The sequence below is a fragment of the Chryseobacterium sp. c4a genome, assembly GCF_009900745.1.
GTDB lineage: Bacteria > Bacteroidota > Bacteroidia > Flavobacteriales > Weeksellaceae > Chryseobacterium.
The window spans coordinates 421,414-441,671 of sequence record NZ_WXVU01000001.1 but is presented as its reverse complement, the minus strand read 5'-3'; the positions used below and the strand labels follow the sequence as shown (position 1 = coordinate 441,671).

The window sequence follows — 20,258 nt, the reverse complement described above, 5'->3', positions numbered from 1 at the left end:
ACTTATCTTTGCAGTATGAAATCATTGAAAGTCGTTTTTTTAGGTACTCCTGAGTTTGCAAAAACTTCTTTGGAGGCCATTCATCAATCTCATCATCAGGTTGTAGGTGTGGTAACCGTAGCAGATAAGGCAAGCGGACGTGGTCAGAAAATTAACCAATCTCCTGTAAAAATATATGCTTCGGAAAATAATATTCCTGTTTTCCAGCCGGAAAAATTAAGAAACCCTGAGTTTCTAGAGGAGCTCAGAAAGCTCGATGCTGATGTTTTTGTTGTGGTAGCATTCAGAATGATGCCTAAGATTCTTTTTGAAATGCCTAAAATAGGAACATTCAACCTTCATGCCTCGCTTCTTCCGGATTATAGAGGAGCTGCTCCGATCAACTATGCTGTTATCAATGGGGAAGAGAAAACAGGAGCTACAACTTTCTTCATTAATGAAAAAATTGATGAAGGAAACATTCTTCTTCAGGAAGAAATTGAAGTTTTACTTGATGAAAACGCAGGCCATCTTCATGACAGATTAATGGAAATGGGTTCAAAATTGGTGGTAAAAACGCTAGATGGATTGGCTGAAAATGCTATTGAAGAAAAACCTCAGCCACAGGTGGAGCACCCTAAAAATGCCTATAAAATCTTTAAAGAAGACACCCGAATCAATTGGTTAGCTCCATCAAAAACAGTACATCAATTTATCCTTGGAATGTCTCCATATCCTGCAGCTTTCACTACTTTAAAAATCGGAGCTGAAGAAAAAGGATTAAAAATCTTTGGTGGTAATTTTGAAATTTTCAATCACGGTAAAGATGCCGGAACATTAGACATTTCAAAAAATGAGTTTAAAATCTATACTCAAGATGGTATCTATTTTCCACAGGAGCTTCAGCTAGAAGGGAAGAAAAGAATGACTGTGAAAGACTTCCTGAATGGTTTCAGAAACTTTGACGAAATATCACTGTAATTGTACAGTAAAATTTTAACTATAAATAAAAGCCACAACTAAAATATCTGTTGTGGCTTTTTTATTGATTATCATTTTTTACAGAAAGGAAGGTCAACAATGGCTCCCCCTATACTTTCCCTACAATTTTTTTACGAACCCTGCTCAGAGATTCAGGAGTTACACCCAGATAGGCTGCAATCTGAATATTGGTAAGGCGATGAGCTATCTGAGGATACTTCTTTAAAAATTCAAGATAACGTTCTTCCGAAGATTTACTTAAATTATCAATAACTCTACGTTGTAATGCGATAATTGAACTCTGAAACTTCAACCTCATTAATCTTTCTACTTCCGGCATCTCCTGATAAAGCATTTCTTTATCTTTTCTTGAAATCAAAAGAATTTCACTGTTCTCAAGCGCCTGAATGGTAAGTTTGGACGGAATCCTGTTGATAAAACTATCAATATCAGAAATCCACCAATTTTCAATAGCAAAATATAATATCTGTTCCGCTGCATTTCGATCCGTATGAAAAACTTTAAAACAACCATTCACAACAAACCCTTCAAAATCACAAATACTTCCTTCCATCAATAAAAATTCTTTCTTTTTTATTTTTCGATAGGTAAACGCATTGCAGTATTTTTCCAGCTTTTCATCTGAAATATCAACATACTCTCGGATATGTTTTTGTAAAGGCTCGGTCATGGTCTAAAAATAAAAAAAGGTTTAGAAAAATCCTAAACCTTTTAATTCATTTTGTAAAAAGTCATTTAAAGTGAAAAAATTCCACTTCAGACGCTTCATTTATTATAGTTGTACCAACTCAGTAACTTCTACATCATATCCTCCAACCTGAGGTTTGATATTAGGGTTTTGAGTGATTACTTTGAACTTATTGATTCCTAAATTCTTTAAGATCTGCGTTCCGATACCATAATCTCTATAGTTGTACGCTAAAGTAGGATGTTGCTCCTGTCCGTCCTGATAGTTCAGGAACTGCTGAAGTTTTCTTAATGTATTTTCAGAATTGGAAACGTTGTTGATGAAAATGATAGCACCTTTTCCAGCTTCGTTTACCATATTGGTTACTTTCTCCAATAGAGGTTTTTCACCATTATTCAATCTTGTCAAAACATCAAAATAAGAATCTGAAGACTGTACTCTTACTAAAACCGGCTCATCTACTGTCCATGCTCCTTTTGTCAATGCAAAATGGATTTGATCATTAGAAGTCTCTCTGAAAGCATAGAAGTCAAATTCTCCGTAGTGTGTTTTTACTTTTTTCTCTTCCAATCTTTCTACAAGGTTACCTTTTTTAAGCTGATAGTGAATCAAATCTTCAATAGAAACGATTTTCATATCGTGTTTCTGAGCAAATGCGTGAAGTTCAGGTAAACGGGACATCGTTCCATCTTCATTCATGATTTCACAGATTACCCCACCTTCTTTTAATCCAGCTAAATGAGTAAGATCGATAGCAGCTTCAGTATGTCCTGCTCTTTTCAATACACCTCCTTTTCTTGCACGAAGCGGGAAAATATGCCCTGGTCTCATGAAATCTGTAGGTTTGGATTTATCATCCATCAAAGCTAAAATAGTTTTTGCTCTGTCACCTGCAGAAATACCTGTAGAAGTTCCGTTTCCTAAAAGGTCAACTGATACAGTAAAAGCAGTTTCTTTAGGATCGCTGCTTCTGCTTACCATTACTTCAAGTCCAAGCTCATCACATCTTTTTTCAGGAAGCGGCATACAAATTAACCCTCTTCCGTGAAGTGCCATAAAGTTGATAATTTCTGGTGTTGTTAGTTCTGCTGCGCAAAGAAAATCTCCTTCATTCTCTCTGTCTTCATCATCTACTACTATGATTATTTTCCCATTTCTAAGGTCTTCAATGGCCTCTGGAATAGTATTTAATTTAATATCAGACATTTTTACTTTTTATTTGAGTGCAAAGATACTCATAAAAATAAGCATCTGCCAATTTATATGAATGGTTTATTACGCTTTGGATAAAGAGTTCACCGCTTCTCTGATAATCTCGTAAGATCTTAATCTTTTCTGATGATCGTAAATATGAGAATTGATCATGAGTTCATCTACATTAAATCTCTCCTGAAAGTCTTTAAGCTTCTCTTCAATTTCAGTCTGATCTCCGATAAAAGTATATCTTAGCTTCTGTAAAACCATTGATTTTTCCATAGGTGACCAGATTTCATCCATATCATCTACTGGTGGAGCAAAAGGTTTTCTGTCGTTTCTCACAATATTGATGAATGCCTGAAACAACGTTGTAGAAATTTTATGAGCTTCCTCAGAAGTTTCTGCGGCTACTCCATTCACACAGGCAATAATATAAGGTTTTTCCGAATATTGCGAAGGCTGGAAATGCTCTCTGTAAATTTTAAAAGCCATTTCCATCTGTTCCGGAGCAAAGTGTCCGGCAAAAGCATAGGGCAAACCAAGTTCTGCAGCCAACCATGCGCTATCTGTACTAGACCCTAAAATATACAACGGAATATCTAATCCTTCCCCAGGAATAGCGCGAACCATTGCATCTGCATTTTCTTTGGAAAAATATCTTTGAAGTTCCAGAATCTGTCTTGGAAACTGTTCGTTGATAATCGCCGGGTTTCTTCCCAATGCCTGAGCGGTTAATCCATCAGTTCCTGGAGCTCTTCCCAATCCCAGATCAATTCTTCCCGGGAAAAGAGATTCCAATGTTCCGAATTGTTCTGCAATGATTAATGAGCTGTGATTTGGAAGCATAATTCCTCCGGAACCTACTCTGATCTTTTTTGTTCCATTGGCAATAAAACCAATTAAAACGGAGGTTGCAGAACTGGCAATACTTTCCATATTATGATGTTCCGCCAGCCAGAATCTTTTATAATCTAAACCTTCTGCGTGATTGGCTAAAGACAAACTGTCCTGAAAAGTATCATGTATGCTTTTCCCTTGCTTCACTGGTGCAAGGTCTAAAACAGAAATTTCAAAATTTTTCATATTGAGATGTTAATTTTTAAAAGAGATATAGAACCTTCTTTTTCTAAGTGGTATTAAAACCATACAAATGTAAAACATCTGAACCGCATTAGTTACTTTTTGTAATTAATAGGATCTATTGATGAGTTCAGGGAAAAACTATGGGAAATGAAAATTTTATTCAATCTATTTTGTTTATACATTTTTAGAATCTAAAATTCTTAATTAGTGTTGTATATTTGAGACTTAGCTAACTAGCACAATAACCCCATCCTATTCCAAATCCATGATTACATTTATTCTAAAAAAAGCCGAAAACATAATTGATAACAAAGAATCAATTCATCATAAAAACTCAAAAAAGAATAAAATCAATCTATCTAGACTTCAATATGAAAAAACTACAATTTTATGGAAACTGTCTAAATTTTTAAGAAAAGAAGAAGACAATGGTATTGATTTCCAATATCAATCTTCCAGCTCTCAACTGAATAACGGGCTTTCCTATGAATCCATGCTTTCTTTACTCAATTCCCAAAGTGTATTTGAAAATTATCAACCTAAGGAAAATGATTGTTTGGCTATATGGATGGAGTACAAACATACTGAAATAAACAAAAAGACAAGACCTTATATTGGAAATTACATATCCTTTATTTATTCTGGAACCTGGAAACTAAATAAAGGCTTTGAACATCTATATAATTTATACGAAACATTATATGAAGGAGAACTTCAAATCTCTTAACGCATCATTATCTTTTCTATATTTGAGTATAAACTATTCCATGAAAAAAATATTTCTTATTCTGCTTTCTATAGAATCCTTAATCTGCTGTAATCCTAAAAATATAGACAAAGGCAGTTCGAAAAGACCTGTTAATTCAAAATACTATACAAAATTAGATACAATAACAATTACTACAGAAATAGGCGACACTATCAGATATGATAAAAAGAAATTCAATACATTAGTTGATAAGCATCCTGAATTTTTTCAAGATTTCCCTGAAAGCCCAGACAAATTTTATTTTTGTTCCGGTAATACTGAATTTGCAAGTGAAGCAGGTCAGGATCGTTATTATATACTGTATACGCATTTTTTAAAACAGCGAAATGGATTTGAAAAATATAAAGAACAGCGCAAAACCCTTAATGAGATTTTCTCTAATATCAATTCAATATTTGCTTATGCTGCATATGGAGGTACTTATTTTGGTCATCAAGAAAAAAGGATTCCCGCCTATGCTGAATATGTAATTTTCTTGTCTTCAATTTCTCTAGAAAAAAAGAATAGCCTTGATCATTATGATATTTCACAACAAAAACAAATTTATATCCAATCTTTAAGACAAATAATTGAAGATGAAAATAAAATTGATTTTGAAACTGTAGGGCAAGAAAAAATAGATCGGATAAAAAAGATGAATGGATTTGTTGATGAAATTGAAAATCTAATAACTAATACTTATTACCTCCGTTGTGCTCAACAATTTCATTATCAACATTATCAACAGTTTTAATTACAAATACCTCTATACTATCAATATTTTATTTTAAACTATTAAAGTAAATCCACTAAAACCAGTATTACGCCCATTAACTTATCAAACATATAAACATTTCAATAAATTTAATTCATTATAAAGAGAAATATCATTATATTCGTGTAACAATTTGAAAAAATATTTACCATGAACAAAAAAATTAATGACTTGTTTTCCCAGAAAGTATTGACAAAAAAAACTTTCCTAATGAGCCTTGTGATGGCTGCAATAGTATCTTCTTGTAGTAAAAATAATGATGAAATCACAAGTGAAACCCAAACGAACGCAGTGAATGTTGCTAACCTTAAAAAAGGACAGTTAAACGGTCAGGAAATCACGTATGAAGTAAAAAACGGAATGAATTTTTTCCAAGGTGACATTGTTCTTTCTGATCAACAGCTGTCGGAAGGAGGTACAACCCATAAAGGTGGTGCAACTTACTCAAGATGGCCCAATCGCACCATTTACTACACCGTTGCAAATAATATGGGATCTATCAATGGTAATAAAATCAATACTGCAGTGAGTGAATACAACTCCAAAACGAATACCCGCTGGGTTCAGCGTACCAACCAATCCAATTATGTAGAATTTATTTTTGGAAGTTCAAATGGTTCGGATGGATGGGCTCATATCGGATATCAGGGCGGAAAACAAACTATTTCTCTGGATCAGTATATTTCAGTAGGATCGGTTATTCATGAAATGGGGCACACCGTTGGACTTTATCATGAACATTGCCGCCAGGACAGAGATCAGTATGTGAGCATTCAATGGGGAAATATTCAGGATGGACAAGGCTATAATTTCAATAAATATACTTCTGGGACAGATATAGGGCCTTTTAACATCAATTCTGTAATGATGTATTGGCCAACATCTTATTCTAAAAATGGACTACCTACTATTAAAAGAGCTGATGGTTCCAACTTCACTTATAACAGAACAGGATTTACAACCGGAGATATCAATACCATCAATGCGATGTATCCTTAAATTGTAAAGTCTTTCTCAATCGTAAAAAAAGAAAAGAATTCCTAGGAATTCTTTTCTTTTTTATAGTTATAGTGGTTGATCAGAATCCTGATCTCATTAAATTCAAAATGACTTGGTAAAGCATTTTTCCACTCAGTTAAAGTCTCATGTGGATTTTTATAAAACTCATCTTCAAATGCCTTAATTTTATCAGAAGTAATGACTCTTGAAATATCCAGCAATCCTTGTTCTGCAAATTTGGCAAGATGGCCGATTACGGTTTCTTTTACCAATCCTCTTTCTAATGCGATCTCTCCAATTGTTTTCCCTTGTTCAAAAAGTTGAAAGGTCAAAACCTGTGAAGGAACCTTAACAATTTTCATGCTGACTTCCTTGTCATTCTTTTCATCCAGAAGTCTTGTTTCAAGAAGGTGAATGTCTTTTAAACTGTTCAGATATTCTTCAATATCTTCCAGCCAGCTTTTCACTTCTTCATTGTATTGTTTCAATCCTTTTGCCCCTTTGATTTCGGCGTAAAATTCTTTCAAAGGATCAAAGATTTTATTTCTGGTTTCTGTAAAGAAGAAATTAACAGCGCCTTTTGACTTGCTTTCAATCTCAGACCATTCTTCTTTTTGTTCAATAAAATTATTTACTTTCTGGAAAATAATGCGTTCCAGTTTTTCAAATATCTTTCCAAGATTGGTTGCCTCATGTTTGAGTTGAAGGTAAAGCTGATTGGCTTTAACACGGTCTATATTTTTAGTAGTAGAGGAAAGTTTATTCCACTCTTCTACTTCGTTTAAAAACCACATGCAATCAACTGTACGAAGTACTTTTCGGATACTGTAATCATATTTTTCCTGATTCAGAATAGCTTCAACATGATCATTAGCCACTGTATCGCTATGGAAATGCAGAATTCTGTTATCTTTAAAAATAACTTCAGGAGTAATTTTTGATTTTAAAACAATTCCCTCCAATGTTCTGCAACGCGACAACGCTACATATACCTGACCTGCGGTAAAACTTTTCCCTGCATCAATAATGACTTTATCAAAGGTAAGTCCCTGACTTTTATGAATAGTAACTGCCCAAGCCAGCTTTATCGGAAACTGTTCAAAGCTTCCCAATACTTCTTCCTGGATTGTTTTATCTGTATCCAGAAAATATTTTTTCTGCTCCCAGGTTTCTTTTTTTACCGTAATTTCTTTTTCACTTTCATCGAGAACTACACGAATTTCATCTTCATCCAGCCCAATGATTTCACCAAGTTTTCCATTGAAATATTTCTTCTCACCGGAAATATCATTTCTGATGAACATAATCTGAGCTCCTATTTTAAGCTCCAAAAACTGATCATTTGGAAACTGATTTTCTTTAAAATCACCCACCAGCTTAGCTTCATAGGTTTTAGCATCAACTTTTATTTCCTTCAGCTTTTCCTGATTGATCTCATCCGCCATTTTGTTGTGAGAGCAGAGATATACGTAAGACTCCTTACCCATATCAAAATCCGGATCATATCTTTTGTTCAGATGATCAAAATCAATATTGGCTACATCACCATCACGAATGGCATTCAGTATTTCCAAAAATTCCTGGTCAGATTGTCTGTACACTTTTGTAAGTTCAATCGTAACAATTGGAATATCTTTAATTGCATGACTGTCGAAAAAGAACGGAGAATCATAATACATTTTCAGAATATGCTCATCCCTTACTACCGGTGGCAGCTGAAACAAGTCCCCAATGAATAACATCTGTACTCCTCCAAACCTTTGATTATTCCTTCTGATAAATCGTAAAGAAAAATCCATCATATCCAAGACATCTGCTCTCAACATGGATACCTCATCAATAATAATGATCTCAACTTCTCTTAACAGTTTGAGTTTATCTTTACGGTATTTAAAATGGGGCATCAGATCGGCAATATTATTAGCCAAACTGGTGTCTATCCTTTCCGTCGTAGGCAAAAAGGTTCTAAGTGGCAATCCGAACATGGAATGGATGGTAACTCCACCTGCATTAATGGCTGCAATCCCTGTAGGTGCAATCACAATATGCTTTTTCTTTGTTCGTCTTACAAAATCATTAAGAAACGTTGTTTTCCCTGTTCCGGCTTTTCCAGTCAAGAAAACACTCCTGTTGGTGTACTCTATTAAGTCAAAAAAATGATTGTTCATCGTTGTCAAAAATACGGAAATGAATTTGATTTTCTTACCTTGGCATAAGTTTTGAAAATTCTTAAAAAGAAAAAAGTCTATTGTGAAAAAAAATTTACTGTTTATCCCAGCGATAGTATTATGTACTACATTCATCCTGGTTTCCTGTAATTCAACGAAGAATCTTGATACCAACCTTCCTATAGATATTGCCAACCGACCCGCTGATGAAGACAGTCAAAAATATGATCAGGCACAAATCGATAGATTAAAAGCTTCTATTGAATCTGAAGCAAAAGGGGAAAGCTGTACGAATGCCAGTGACTGGGCAATTGCTCCAATGGGAGTAAAATCCTGTGGCGGCCCTCAGCAATACATTGCCTACCCTAAAAAAATTGAAGCATCAATTCTGTCAAGAATTAGTGAATATACGGATAAGGTGAGGATATTTAACGAAAAATATAATATCGTGTCCGACTGTACAGTAATCACACCTCCATCCTATATCAAATGTATTAATGGAGAGGCAAGATTGATTACTCCAGACACAAAATAAAAAATAAAGCAAAGGTTCTATATCAAATCAATACAAAGAATTGATATACAAAGCTCCGTCATTAGACAGAGCTTTTGTTGTTTTTTATGTAGTTGTGATTTAGACTCGAGATTTAAAGATTAGAGACAAGGAGCAAATTCCGAAATCATATCTACGTATTCCCCAAACCCGTACCCCGAAAACCTGTCCCTCAAATCACACCTCTGCCTACAATTCGTAATCTTTCACATTCTCTTTGTACCAGGATGAATATTTCACATAGTTATCTGCAATTCTATTGACTTCACCTTCCAACAACTGAGCATTAATATCCTTAATTTTTTTAGCAGGAACTCCACCCCACACTTCTCCGGATTTAATATGTGTTCCCTGAGTAACCACAGAGCCTGCCCCTACAATTGAGTTTTCTTCAACCAAACAGTCATCCATCACAATAGCTCCCATTCCGATAAGTACATTATCTTTAATTGTACATCCGTGAACAATCGCATTATGACCGATAGAAACATTATTTCCAATATTCAAAGGGTGTTTCTGATAAGTACAGTGTAGCATCGCATTGTCCTGAACATTTACTTTATCACCCATTTTAATATAATGAACATCACCTCTGATAACAGCATTATACCAAACACTGCAGTCTTTTCCCATGGTAACATCTCCAATAATGGTAGCGGTTTCTGCTAAAAATGTATTCTCTCCTATTTGTGGTATTTTACCTAAAAGTTCTTTTATAAGTGCCATAGTTTTAATTTGAAAATTTAAAAATGAGCCATTTGAAAATCATGATTTCCTATCTTCTGATTTTTAGCATCTAACTTCTAAATTACAGCGATAGCAAAAATCTAACTCTCAATTTTCAGCTTCTAACTTCTAATGCGTATTTTTGTATCTCAAATTTAACGAAAAAATGCGTACCGTACTTATAGAACCAACCGAAAACCCGAAAGTGATGAAATTTGTTGCCGACTACAACTTGATTCCGGGGTCTTTGGAGTTGGACAGAAATTCAGATATTTCAGAAATTCCTATGGCACAGGAACTTTTCAATTATCCTTTTGTGGAAAGAGTTTTCATCACGGCTAATTTTGTAGCTGTAGCAAAACAGGATACTGTTGAATGGGAACATGTTGCTGAAAGTCTGAAAAATGTGATTGAGGACGAATTATTGGCCAATCCAAGAATTTATCTTCAGAAGAAAAAAGAAATGTATCAGATCTATTCTGAAATGACTCCGAATCCAAACGTAATGAAGTTTGTTTCCAGCAAACTGCTTATGGAAGGTTTTGTAGAAGTAAAATCAAAAGAAGCTGCAGAAGAAGTTCCTTTAGCAGCAGCGATCTTTAATGAGTTTGATTTTGCAAAAGAAGTTTTCATTTCTGATAACTTCGTAGCGGTTACCAGAGATAATTCTGTGGAATGGCATGAAGTAATGATTACTGTTCGAGCTCTTATTGCTGATTATCTTCAAAATGGTGGTGAAATTTCAAAAATTGAACCTCAAAAACACGAAAACCCTGTTGAAAAGATCATTAACAGAGATTACACTGATGATGAGCAGAAGATTTCTGACATCTTAAATGAATATGTAGCTCCGGCTGTAGAAAATGATGGTGGAAAAATTTCTTTAATGGAATATGATGAATCCAGCAAAACTGCTAAAATGCTTTTACAAGGAGCATGCTCAGGATGTCCAAGTTCTACCGCTACTTTAAAGAACGGAATTGAGAATATTTTAAAACAATTCGTTCCGGATCTTGTAGAAAGAGTAGAAGCTGTAAACGGATAATTCAATTTCATGACTGCATCTAAAAAGATTCTCATCATTATTGGAAGTGCTACAAAAAATTCCAGTAATCAGAAACTGATGGAACAGGTAATGGACAATAATCCCAATATCAAATTCCAGATGTATGATGATCTTTCTGTACTTCCTCATTTTGATACCTCATTAACTGATATGAACATCCCTGAGGAAATCGTGAAGATCAGAGAATATATTAACGATTCGGGAGGAGTACTCATTTCTACTCCGGAATATATTTTCAGTATTCCGAGCAGATTAAAGAATCTATTGGAATGGTGTGTTTCTACGAATGTTTTTCTGGACAAACCTGTTGCCTTCATTACAGGTTCTGCCAGTGGAGAGAAAGGTCATGAAGAATTATTACTGCTCTTAAAAACGCTTGGAGCAAAAACGGATGATAAACATCAGCTTTTAATAAAAGGGATAAAGGGCAGATTGGAGCCTGATGGCTCAATTGAAAACAATACCTTTGCTAAAGTATTAGAATTGGTAACAGATTTTCACAAGTCTGTTTCATCATTAAAATAAAAAAATTGAATAAAAAAGGAATTTTACTGGTCAACCTTGGATCACCAAGATCTACGGCTGTAAATGATGTAAAGGAATATCTTGATGAATTTTTGATGGACGAAAGGGTAATTGATTATCGTTGGATCTTTCGTGCTCTTCTTGTTCAGGGTATTATTCTGAAAACAAGACCGGCCCAGTCTGCTGAAGCCTATAAAACGGTTTGGACAGATGAAGGTTCTCCATTGATTGTCATTACTGAAAAAATTCAGAAAAAACTTCAAAAGATAGTGGATGTCCCGGTGGAAATCGGGATGAGATATGCAGAACCGAGTATTGAAACCGGAATCCAGAAACTGGTAGATCAGGGAATTTCTGAAATCGTTCTTTTCCCTTTATATCCTCAATATGCGATGAGTACCACAGAAACTGTTATTGAAAAGGCAGAAGAAGTAAGAAAGAAAAAGTTTCCAAAGGTAAAAATCAATTATATTCAACCTTTTTACAACAGAGATATTTATATCAATTGTCTGGCTGAAAGTATTAAGGAAAAGCTTCCTGAGAATTTTGATGCCCTTCAGTTTTCTTACCACGGGGTTCCGGAGAGACATCTGTACAAAACAGATCCCTCAAAGACCTGTAAGATTGATGATGCTAACTGTATCAACAGTCAGGTAGATACTCACAATGCTTATTGCTACAGGCATCAGTGTTATAAAACTACCGAGGCTGTTATTGCTAAAATGGGACTTCCAAAGGAAAAAACAATTGTTTCTTTCCAATCAAGATTAGGAAAAGACAAGTGGATTGAGCCTTATACAGATCATACTTTAGAAACGATTCCTAAAAAAGGAATTAAAAATCTGGCTGTTGTCTGCCCAGCATTCGTTTCAGACTGTCTTGAAACTCTGGAAGAAATTTCTGAAGAAGGAAAAGAACAATTCATGCATGGTGGTGGAGAAAGTTTCCATTACATCCCTTGCTTGAATGATGAAGATCGATGGATAGAAGTGGTAAAAATACTTTGCGAAGAAAAATTGAATGATTTCTATTTCGTATAAATCCTTCAGATATAATATATAAAAAGGCCGCAGAAAATTTTCTGCGGCCTTTCTCTTGAAATATATTAAAACTTATTTTTTAATTAGATTTCCGGCTTTCTGGCCGTTCACTGTTACAATATAAACTCCTGGAAGCATATTGGATGGAAGCTGTATTTCCAGTCTATTGGCTCCATCAGTAAGCTTAACTTTTTCAGAAAGTTCTTTTCTTCCTGTTAAGTTCACCACTTCTACAGTTCCTTTACCTTCTTTTCCATTGAATGCTACCGTAAATCTGTCTGTTGCAGGATTTGGACTAATAGTATAAGGAGATTCATTAGCTGCTGCTGCAATGAGTCCTGCAGGAGAAGTACCACCGCCAACACCTACAGCATTCCATGCATTGGTAACCTGTGTTACTTCGTTACTTCCAGCTCCATAAAGATCCGCTGCTGCCTGTAAAGAATATGTTCTTGTATTGGCATAAGTGGAACTAGAAGTCAGGTAAGTAGTCAAAGTTCTATAAGCGATCGCTGCTGCTTTATCCAATCCTATTCCTGAAACGTTATAAGCAAACCCTTTATCATTAGTTCCAGAACCTCCTGTTACCAATAAATAATACCAGAAATTCAGAACTCCGGAATTGGTATGAACTCCACAATAGTCATTGGCCTGGCTAGGAGTAGCACAACCTGAAGTAGTAGTAGCTTTCCAGTAAGTACCCATATAAGTATCCGGCTGACTATAGGCGTTAGGGTTGGCCATATTTCTGATCACATAACTGAAATCCTCTCCTAGTGTCCAGCTTGCCTGGTTTGGTCTGGCCCATTTTTCTATAGTGTTACCAAAAATATCTGAGAAACCTTCGTTCAAAGCTCCTGATTCTCTCTGATATGCCAAGTTAGCTGTTTTAGAAGTCATCCCGTGAGTAATTTCGTGCCCACAAACATCAATGGCAGTCAATGGTTTTCCTCCATTTGTAGTAGAGCTTCCATCACCATACGTCATTCTTGAACCATCCCAAAATGCATTGAAATAATTGGTTGAATAGTGAACATACGATTTTATAGCAAAATGATTGTTATCGATACTCTTTCTTCCAAATTTTGTATAAAGATAATCTACTGTCATTTCAGCACCCCAATGGGCATCTGTAGCATATTGATCTTTATTGGTATTCACATTATTCCAAACGTTGTCAGAATCGGTAAAATCTACCGCTGCTGCATAATTTGTACCTTTTTGCAGGTTATAAGTTTCTACAGCTGTTCCTCCGTTTCTTCCTGTTTCTCTTAATCTGTAGCTTCCATTATAAGAATCAGTTGTAATATTTCTATTTCCACTGTATCCTGTGGTAGCCGTTCCTGCTGCATTTACATCATGAATCAATGCATCAGTTCCTAATACTTTTCCATTTTTTGCATCTACAAAAACATATTGTCTGCTTAATGGCTTCTCAGCATAAATATCAAATTTATAAGCTAGTTTAAGATCATTCAGCTTTTCATCAGTAGGCTCTGAGTAATACACCAGCTCTCCTTTCGGTGCAAAAGTCGCATTTTTATCATTAGTTTCTCTTTTAATGAAATCTTCCTCTTCTTTGTTTTGCCATTTATAAGATTCTGCTCCTACAAATGATAAAGCATTTTGCAGTGCGATGTTCTCAGAAATGTTTGCCTGTTTTTCAACTCTCTGAGGAACATCAAGGATCCATTTTCCAGTTTGCCCTACAATATTGCCATTTTTGGTTTGTACAACTGTCATCCCATATTCTACAGGAATATCATTAACTACTTGTTGGAATCTGTGAGTCTCAAACCCTAGCTGATCTTTTTCAGTCCCTAATTTACGAGCGTGTCCAGGTGATAATCTTTCAGATGTTTCATCATATAAAACCGGAGTTCCTTTGAAAACCGGCCCATTTTTATCGAACCTTAGAAAATCTGCGTGTAATCCATTTTTACCGGAAATTACTTTGGATGGAGTGTTTTGTCCAAAAACGAAAGAGCAGGCTGCAACGCTTACTGCTAAAATAAATTTTGTTTTCATAAATAATATTTGTTTGATGTGAGAACGAATTTATAAACTTTTCACAACATAATGATATTTATTTTAAATAAAATTCAATAGAAAATATAAATCATTACACAAACCACACTAATGATTTTATATTAAAGCGAAATAATTAAACATAATTTTATTATTATGAATATTTTTCATGAATTAAATTCACAAAAATCAATATTTTGTGAATTATTTTTTTCATTATGCTAAACATTTTATGGAATATAATTATCCAATCTTAATAATATCTATAAAAAATAAAGGCTATCTCAGTAGAGACAGCCTTTATTTTATATTTTATAGTTAATTCTTAGATATTATTTTCTAATAGGAGTTCTGAATTCACCATACCCTATCAGACCATCATAATTTCGTCCAAAAGGCGCATAATAAAGGAATGCCTGATAAAGGTTTTCTGTCTGCCAGAAATTACCATTTACCTCACCAAAATCCAATGGAGCATCTCCTTGCTTTGTGGCCAAAACATAATTATAGAATCCTTGTTTCAGAAATAACTTAGCAACATACTGTTTCGTTGCCGGATCATACTGCATCTGATTTTCTTTGCTGGGTTTAAAACTATTGAATCCCCCAAGAATATAGATTTCCTTATCCACCGGATCTGAATCTAAATAAAAATATACCCAGGAGTAATCTGCTTCTCTTTCAGCATCTCTTTCTCTCCCCAAATCATTTCTTCGATAATACCAGGCACCATTTACATCAGGCTGATATTGATAATTTAAAGGAAATGCCCAAACAGGATGTAAATAAGTATAATTGGCATCATCTTTTACTTCAACTGCCCGAACCATATCAGCTGCAATGGTCATATTTTTATTATCGAAATAATAGAATTCGTTATCTCCTGGAAACACAAGATTCATCTGTTGGAAAAGCAATTGATTTCCTAAAACAGCACTTGGCTTCTGGTTAAAAATTACCATATTGGGATTATTATTCTGCATTACGTTCAAACTCATAGAGTTGACATTAGAAGAAAGATCACCCGCTTTTGGTAATGCTTTTACTTCTACTCTTTGGTTGACGTTAGGATTCTTCGCATCCGCAATCCTTGAGACATTCACTCCCAGAGTAGCGGCATCTTCTACCAGATAGAATCGTCTTTTGAATAAGGGTCTGTCTGCAGAATCCTTGTAAACGATCAGTTCAAAATTCCCTGATATTTTCGGCTGAATTTTATCATTGGGAAAAGTCAGTTTATAATGTGTATAAGCCTGCAATGTATTGAATGAATACTGAAACTGATCCAAAAGCCCATTCATACTCCCCGTAGCAATTTCTGTAAAGAACAAATTATCATCATTCCAGTTTCTGTCATAATGTTTAATAGTGTATCGATAGATTTCACTGCCATTGGTAAGATCATCAAAACTCAACACCAATTGTTCACCGAACTTGATGACCGGCGTTTCATCATTCGTCTGAGGATTAAATAGCTGGATGCTTTGGATATTTTGTCCATAAACCAGTCCACCCAGGGAAAGTAAGAGTATTCGCAAAGTTTTCATTATGACGAAGATAACGAAAAATAGCCATTTTCTTAATAATATCGTATTTTTGAATAAAAATATTCAGATTATGCTTCAGATTCAAGGCTTCGTATGCAACTTCGCAAGTGAGAATACCTACATTCTTTATAATGAAAACAAAAATGCCTGGTTAATTGATCCGGGAAATATGAATGAACAGGAAACCAGAGCCATTGATAACTTTATTAAAGAAAAAGAACTGAACATTCAGAAAATTCTTTTAACCCATGCTCATATTGATCATGTTTTAGGCCTACAATGGGCATTTGACACCTTCAAAGTTCCTGTTAATATGCATCAGGAAGACCAGGAGGTTCTAGATATGCTTCAGGCTAGTGGAATGAGATTCGGCTTCCCTATTGAGCCTGTGAAGGTAGATATCCAATATATCAATGAAGGAGAGGAACTTGAACTGGACGGAGAAAAGTTTAAAATCTATCATGTTCCGGGACATTCACCAGGAAGTGTGGTTTATCACAACGAAAATCAGAAATTTATGATCTCAGGTGATGTTTTGTTTGAAGGAAGCATTGGAAGAACAGATCTTTATAAAGGAAATTATGAACAGTTAATTGACGGGATTAAAACAAAACTTTTTGTACTGGATCCTGAAACTCAGGTTTTCTCCGGTCACGGAAATCCTACTTCAATTGGGTTTGAAAAACAGTATAATCCTTTTTTAAAGTAAGCGGGCTTTCGGAGTGCGAGGTTCGGGTTTGAAGGTTTGAGAGTGTAAGCGTTTCACGCATTTTGTCATTCTGAAAGAATCTAAACATCGGATTTTTAATAATAGGATTGAAGTAGAATGAATAAATGTAAAATACATTTTCGGATTATCATAATCTACAAATTATGCATAATACTCCCTAATAACCTAGTAAAAAATGAATTTTAAAATATTTTGTTTAATATCATCACTTCTTATTCTTTGTAGCTGTGGTTTTGGAAAAACTGAATGGAGAATCGATCAATTATATACACAAAAGATTGAAGGTACTTCAAAAGTCATCTATTATTTTAGTGCATGGGGAGGTCTTGACTCAAACCCTCATGGTTTTATAATTTTGGATTCAACAAAACAATTTCAGGTTGAAGTAGAAAGCATTCTACCCATTTATCAATTATCACAAATTCCAAATAAAAGTAATATTGAAGGTATAACTCACGAATGTTATGGAACTTGCGGAGACCCTTATTACAATAGTATTCCAATTTTCAAACCAATGAAGGTGAATATTTCATCCGAAAATGAGATCAAATTAACAACCCGAACATATCAATATAAAGGATATTCAGAACATGATAGAGCATTAGAAAGATATGTTTTTGAAAAATTTAAAGAGACTAAAGATAGCTTATTCTTTTATAATTTAAACGATGTTGAAAGTATGAACGGAATACATCTCGATGAATTAAAAGTAAAAAAAGGAGAAACATACCTTTTGTTTAATAAACAAGATAATATTGAGAAGATAATTGTTGACGATGTAACCTTAAATCTTAAAACAAATTCTATCGAAAAAATAAGGCATATTGCTTTAACTCCAAAAAATAAAATTAGAAATAAAGAATTTTCCGAGAGAGGGATATTCAGAGAATTAAAAAATAAAAACCGTCAGAACTAAGTCCTGGCGGTTTCGTGTTATAAAGAAATAGAGTTTAGAAATCTAAAGTAATTGAAGCTCTGGCAGCCGCTCCCATGATAGGTCTTGCCATTCTGATACTAGAACCTGTTACAGTCTGAGATCTTGGATCACCTTCTGTAATTCCGATGGTATTAAATATATTGGTTCCATCTACAGCAAAGCGGATTTTTCCTAACTGATAAGACATTCCTGCACCAAATTCTGTGAAAGATGGTAGAATATTATCATCTGTATTTCCTTCATTCTGGAAACGTTTTCCATAATAATTCATGCTTACATACGCTCTCCATTCTTTGGTGATATTCACGGCAGGTGAAATATTGAAATAGAATTTAGGAATTCTTCTTACCACATTTCCGCTATAATCGAAGGTGGTACCATCAGCATTTCTTCCTGTAAAATCTTTATATTTTGGATTCTGAATGGTTCCATTGAAAGTCACTTCAAAGATATTATTGAATAATCTGGCATATCCTTCAATTTCAACCCCAAAATTGGTCGTATTGGCAAATTTATTTTCTGAAGTTCCGTCTGAGTAAACATCCGTAAACGAAAGATTTTTAAGTGCTGAATAGAAAGGAATCACCGCAATATCGAAAGTACGGGAATAATATTTATATCCTACTTCCAATTGATTGGTGAGTACAGGTTTTACCGCATCCAGCTTTCCTATATTATTATAATATGCTTCTTCATTCGGAGATCTGAAACCGTGAGAGAAACGGGCATACACTGCATTTTCACGATTGATCTTATAGTTGGAAGCTAATGTATAGGAGACTTTGTTAATATCATAATACCAATAGGTAAACTGATTGCCCAGAACATTCATATTATCATCAGCTGTTGTCGTACCAAAACCATGAATTCCATCAGTTGTTAAGCCTGAAGTATTCAGATTGGCTTTAGTGGTATTTACTTTATATCCTCTGTAAAAATCACGACTATAACGAATTCCTCCATTAAAGCTTAATGCATCTGTTACATTATAATCCAGATTTAAATAAAGATCATTTAAACTTCCCTGAATTTGAGAATCTCTAAGCAACGTAGACATATCAAGAACTCCGTTATATGTTTTAGAATAAGTACTGTTGGAGCTAAGTGTCGGATCGATCAGGTTCAACAGTTCTGGTCTGTCTGTAGCAGTAGTCAGAATATTGCTCCAGTTCCAGTATTGATGAGATTTCCAGTTTGATTTATAAAATCCAGCCGTTACATTTCCTTTATCAAATTTATAATTGAACTGTAAGTCATTGACAAAATTATTCATCTGTTTATCGATCGCCCAGAAGCCTAGCTTTTGCACATACTCAGGATTCACTACTGCCCCATTGCTTACCAATGAATACTGATAATTGGTCATTCCCAGGTCTTTGGCAAACTCAGCAGCTCTTTTGGGTGCTCCGGCGGGGAAGATTCCCGTATAATTCATATCGATATTGGTATATCGGGTTTTATTTAAAACGCTGAAATTTCCACCTAGATCATACTTAAACTCTGCCCCCACTACGTCTACTTTCGGATGAATTCCATCTTCTAAATTTCTGCTGAAAAATCCTCCACCAGCTTGTGGAATATTTAATTGACTGATTCCTCTATAGCTGTAAGTACCATAATTAGGATCAAAACCATTGAAACCTTTTAGTTTATCTCCGTCCTGCGTTAAAGGAATCGGAAGGAAGAACGTATTTCTGTCGTCCAGTTTTTTATAATACACTTTAACATAGCCTTTATCAAAGACATACTTCAGGTTCATTCTAATTTGTCCACCGTTATTGGCTTTAAAACCTGTCTTTCTAATTCCGTCATCTGATCTGTAAAAACCACCAACATTGAAGAATAGTTTATCTTTCACCAAAGCACCACCGACATTAAGATCGGTACGCATCAATCCATAAGTACTGGTTTCCAGTTTGGCAGTTCCTTTAAAATCATTGGTTCCTTCTTTCGTAATAAAGTTAATGAGCCCTCCCGGGGAATTGTTGGCATAAATAGATCCGGAACCTCCTCTTAAAGCCTCTAATCTGCTTACGGAATTATCTACACGAAAAAAATTATCCGCATTCGCAAACTGAAGTGCACCATCTTCAAACACCGGAAGGCCGTCTTCCTGAACCTGTACAAATTCATAGGCTCCTGCAGAAGGAATACCTCTTGCAAAAAGGTTATTTCCTACTTCCCCACCTGAAGTTTCTACCGCAAATCCGGGAACTCTTTGTAGTAACGCTGCTGCACTGATAGGATTCTGCTTTTGAATTTCCTTTGCGCTGAATGTTGAAATAGCGGTACTGGATTCTATTTTTTTCTTTGGATTGGAGTTTCCCGTAATGACAACCTGATCGATAGAGGAAACCTTCACAGAATCTTGTGGAGTTTCCTGTGCATAGGCTTTATTGAAGTACAATACAGCTGTTGCGGCGATTAAAAAGATTGATTTTTTTTTCATAGCCTTATTTTTATTGTT

At 34.9% G+C, this 20,258-nt stretch carries 18 protein-coding genes; 10 read left to right on the top strand and 8 right to left on the bottom strand.

Annotation, left to right across the window (positions count from 1 at the left end; all coding sequences use genetic code 11):
- The first annotated feature begins 15 nt into the window (after positions 1-15).
- Entirely contained in the window at positions 16-960 is a 945-nt protein-coding gene (fmt, locus tag GTR01_RS02050) for a methionyl-tRNA formyltransferase (RefSeq protein ID WP_160136207.1), read from the top strand.
- Between the two features lie 109 nt (positions 961-1,069).
- Here fmt and GTR01_RS02045 read toward each other — a convergent pair whose 3' ends face one another.
- The 3 genes from GTR01_RS02045 to GTR01_RS02035 form a co-directional block, all read right to left on the bottom strand.
- On the bottom strand, positions 1,070-1,651 hold the full coding sequence (locus tag GTR01_RS02045; protein WP_160136206.1) for a Crp/Fnr family transcriptional regulator: 582 nt from the start codon (positions 1,649-1,651) through the stop codon (positions 1,070-1,072).
- Between the two features lie 102 nt (positions 1,652-1,753).
- Positions 1,754-2,875, bottom strand: a complete 1,122-nt coding sequence (gene ribB / locus GTR01_RS02040; protein WP_160136205.1) for a 3,4-dihydroxy-2-butanone-4-phosphate synthase — start codon at positions 2,873-2,875, stop codon at positions 1,754-1,756.
- A gap of 69 nt (positions 2,876-2,944) precedes the next feature.
- Positions 2,945-3,949 (bottom strand): LLM class flavin-dependent oxidoreductase, encoded by a 1,005-nt coding sequence (locus GTR01_RS02035; protein ID WP_160136204.1) that lies wholly within the window; start codon positions 3,947-3,949, stop codon positions 2,945-2,947.
- Between the two features lie 265 nt (positions 3,950-4,214).
- Between GTR01_RS02035 and GTR01_RS02030 the strand changes: the two genes are divergently transcribed.
- The 3 genes from GTR01_RS02030 (at position 4,215) to GTR01_RS02020 (ending at position 6,471) form a co-directional block, all read left to right on the top strand.
- Positions 4,215-4,676, top strand: coding sequence for a hypothetical protein (locus GTR01_RS02030; RefSeq protein ID WP_160136203.1), 462 nt, complete (start codon positions 4,215-4,217; stop codon positions 4,674-4,676).
- Positions 4,677-4,716: 40 nt separating this feature from the next.
- A complete protein-coding gene (locus GTR01_RS02025) occupies positions 4,717-5,451 on the top strand; it encodes a hypothetical protein (RefSeq protein WP_160136202.1) in 735 nt (244 codons plus the stop codon).
- A gap of 171 nt (positions 5,452-5,622) precedes the next feature.
- Positions 5,623-6,471, top strand: coding sequence for a M12 family metallopeptidase (locus GTR01_RS02020; protein ID WP_160136201.1), 849 nt, complete (start codon positions 5,623-5,625; stop codon positions 6,469-6,471).
- Between the two features lie 41 nt (positions 6,472-6,512).
- Here the strand turns inward: GTR01_RS02020 and GTR01_RS02015 are convergent, their stop codons facing one another.
- Positions 6,513-8,639, bottom strand: a complete 2,127-nt coding sequence (locus GTR01_RS02015; RefSeq protein WP_160136200.1) for a helix-turn-helix domain-containing protein — start codon at positions 8,637-8,639, stop codon at positions 6,513-6,515.
- A gap of 82 nt (positions 8,640-8,721) precedes the next feature.
- Here GTR01_RS02015 and GTR01_RS02010 point away from each other — a divergent pair, with 82 nt between their 5' ends.
- Positions 8,722-9,174 (top strand): hypothetical protein, encoded by a 453-nt coding sequence (locus tag GTR01_RS02010; protein ID WP_160136199.1) that lies wholly within the window; start codon positions 8,722-8,724, stop codon positions 9,172-9,174.
- Positions 9,175-9,381: 207 nt separating this feature from the next.
- Here GTR01_RS02010 and GTR01_RS02005 read toward each other — a convergent pair whose 3' ends face one another.
- A complete protein-coding gene (locus GTR01_RS02005) occupies positions 9,382-9,918 on the bottom strand; it encodes a gamma carbonic anhydrase family protein (RefSeq protein WP_065395062.1) in 537 nt (178 codons plus the stop codon).
- Positions 9,919-10,084: 166 nt separating this feature from the next.
- Here GTR01_RS02005 and GTR01_RS02000 point away from each other — a divergent pair, with 166 nt between their 5' ends.
- Genes GTR01_RS02000 through hemH form a run of 3 tightly spaced genes read left to right on the top strand, consistent with a single transcriptional unit; the run spans position 10,085 to position 12,549 of the window.
- Positions 10,085-10,963 carry a NifU family protein gene (locus GTR01_RS02000; protein ID WP_160136198.1) on the top strand — a complete coding sequence of 293 codons (879 nt, stop codon included), beginning with the start codon at positions 10,085-10,087 and terminating at the stop codon, positions 10,961-10,963.
- Between the two features lie 9 nt (positions 10,964-10,972).
- Positions 10,973-11,509, top strand: coding sequence for an NADPH-dependent FMN reductase (locus tag GTR01_RS01995; RefSeq protein ID WP_160136197.1), 537 nt, complete (start codon positions 10,973-10,975; stop codon positions 11,507-11,509).
- A 5-nt stretch (positions 11,510-11,514) separates the two neighbouring features.
- Positions 11,515-12,549 carry a ferrochelatase gene (hemH, locus tag GTR01_RS01990; RefSeq protein ID WP_160136196.1) on the top strand — a complete coding sequence of 345 codons (1,035 nt, stop codon included), beginning with the start codon at positions 11,515-11,517 and terminating at the stop codon, positions 12,547-12,549.
- 72 nt (positions 12,550-12,621) lie between these two features.
- Here the strand turns inward: hemH and GTR01_RS01985 are convergent, their stop codons facing one another.
- Together GTR01_RS01985 and GTR01_RS01980 are read right to left on the bottom strand one after the other, a co-directional pair.
- Entirely contained in the window at positions 12,622-14,577 is a 1,956-nt protein-coding gene (locus tag GTR01_RS01985; protein WP_160136195.1) for a M4 family metallopeptidase, read from the bottom strand.
- A 332-nt stretch (positions 14,578-14,909) separates the two neighbouring features.
- The gene (locus tag GTR01_RS01980) at positions 14,910-16,124 is read right to left on the bottom strand and encodes a type IX secretion system plug protein domain-containing protein (protein WP_160136194.1); all 1,215 of its coding nucleotides are present in this window, start codon (positions 16,122-16,124) and stop codon (positions 14,910-14,912) included.
- 70 nt (positions 16,125-16,194) lie between these two features.
- Between GTR01_RS01980 and GTR01_RS01975 the strand changes: the two genes are divergently transcribed.
- Both GTR01_RS01975 and GTR01_RS01970 read left to right on the top strand, forming a co-directional pair.
- Positions 16,195-16,833, top strand: a complete 639-nt coding sequence (locus GTR01_RS01975; protein WP_160136639.1) for an MBL fold metallo-hydrolase — start codon at positions 16,195-16,197, stop codon at positions 16,831-16,833.
- Between the two features lie 196 nt (positions 16,834-17,029).
- The gene (locus GTR01_RS01970; protein WP_160136193.1) at positions 17,030-17,770 is read left to right on the top strand and encodes a hypothetical protein; all 741 of its coding nucleotides are present in this window, start codon (positions 17,030-17,032) and stop codon (positions 17,768-17,770) included.
- Positions 17,771-17,804: 34 nt separating this feature from the next.
- Here GTR01_RS01970 and GTR01_RS01965 read toward each other — a convergent pair whose 3' ends face one another.
- Positions 17,805-20,240 (bottom strand): TonB-dependent receptor, encoded by a 2,436-nt coding sequence (locus GTR01_RS01965; RefSeq protein WP_160136192.1) that lies wholly within the window; start codon positions 20,238-20,240, stop codon positions 17,805-17,807.
- Positions 20,241-20,258 lie beyond the last annotated feature (18 nt).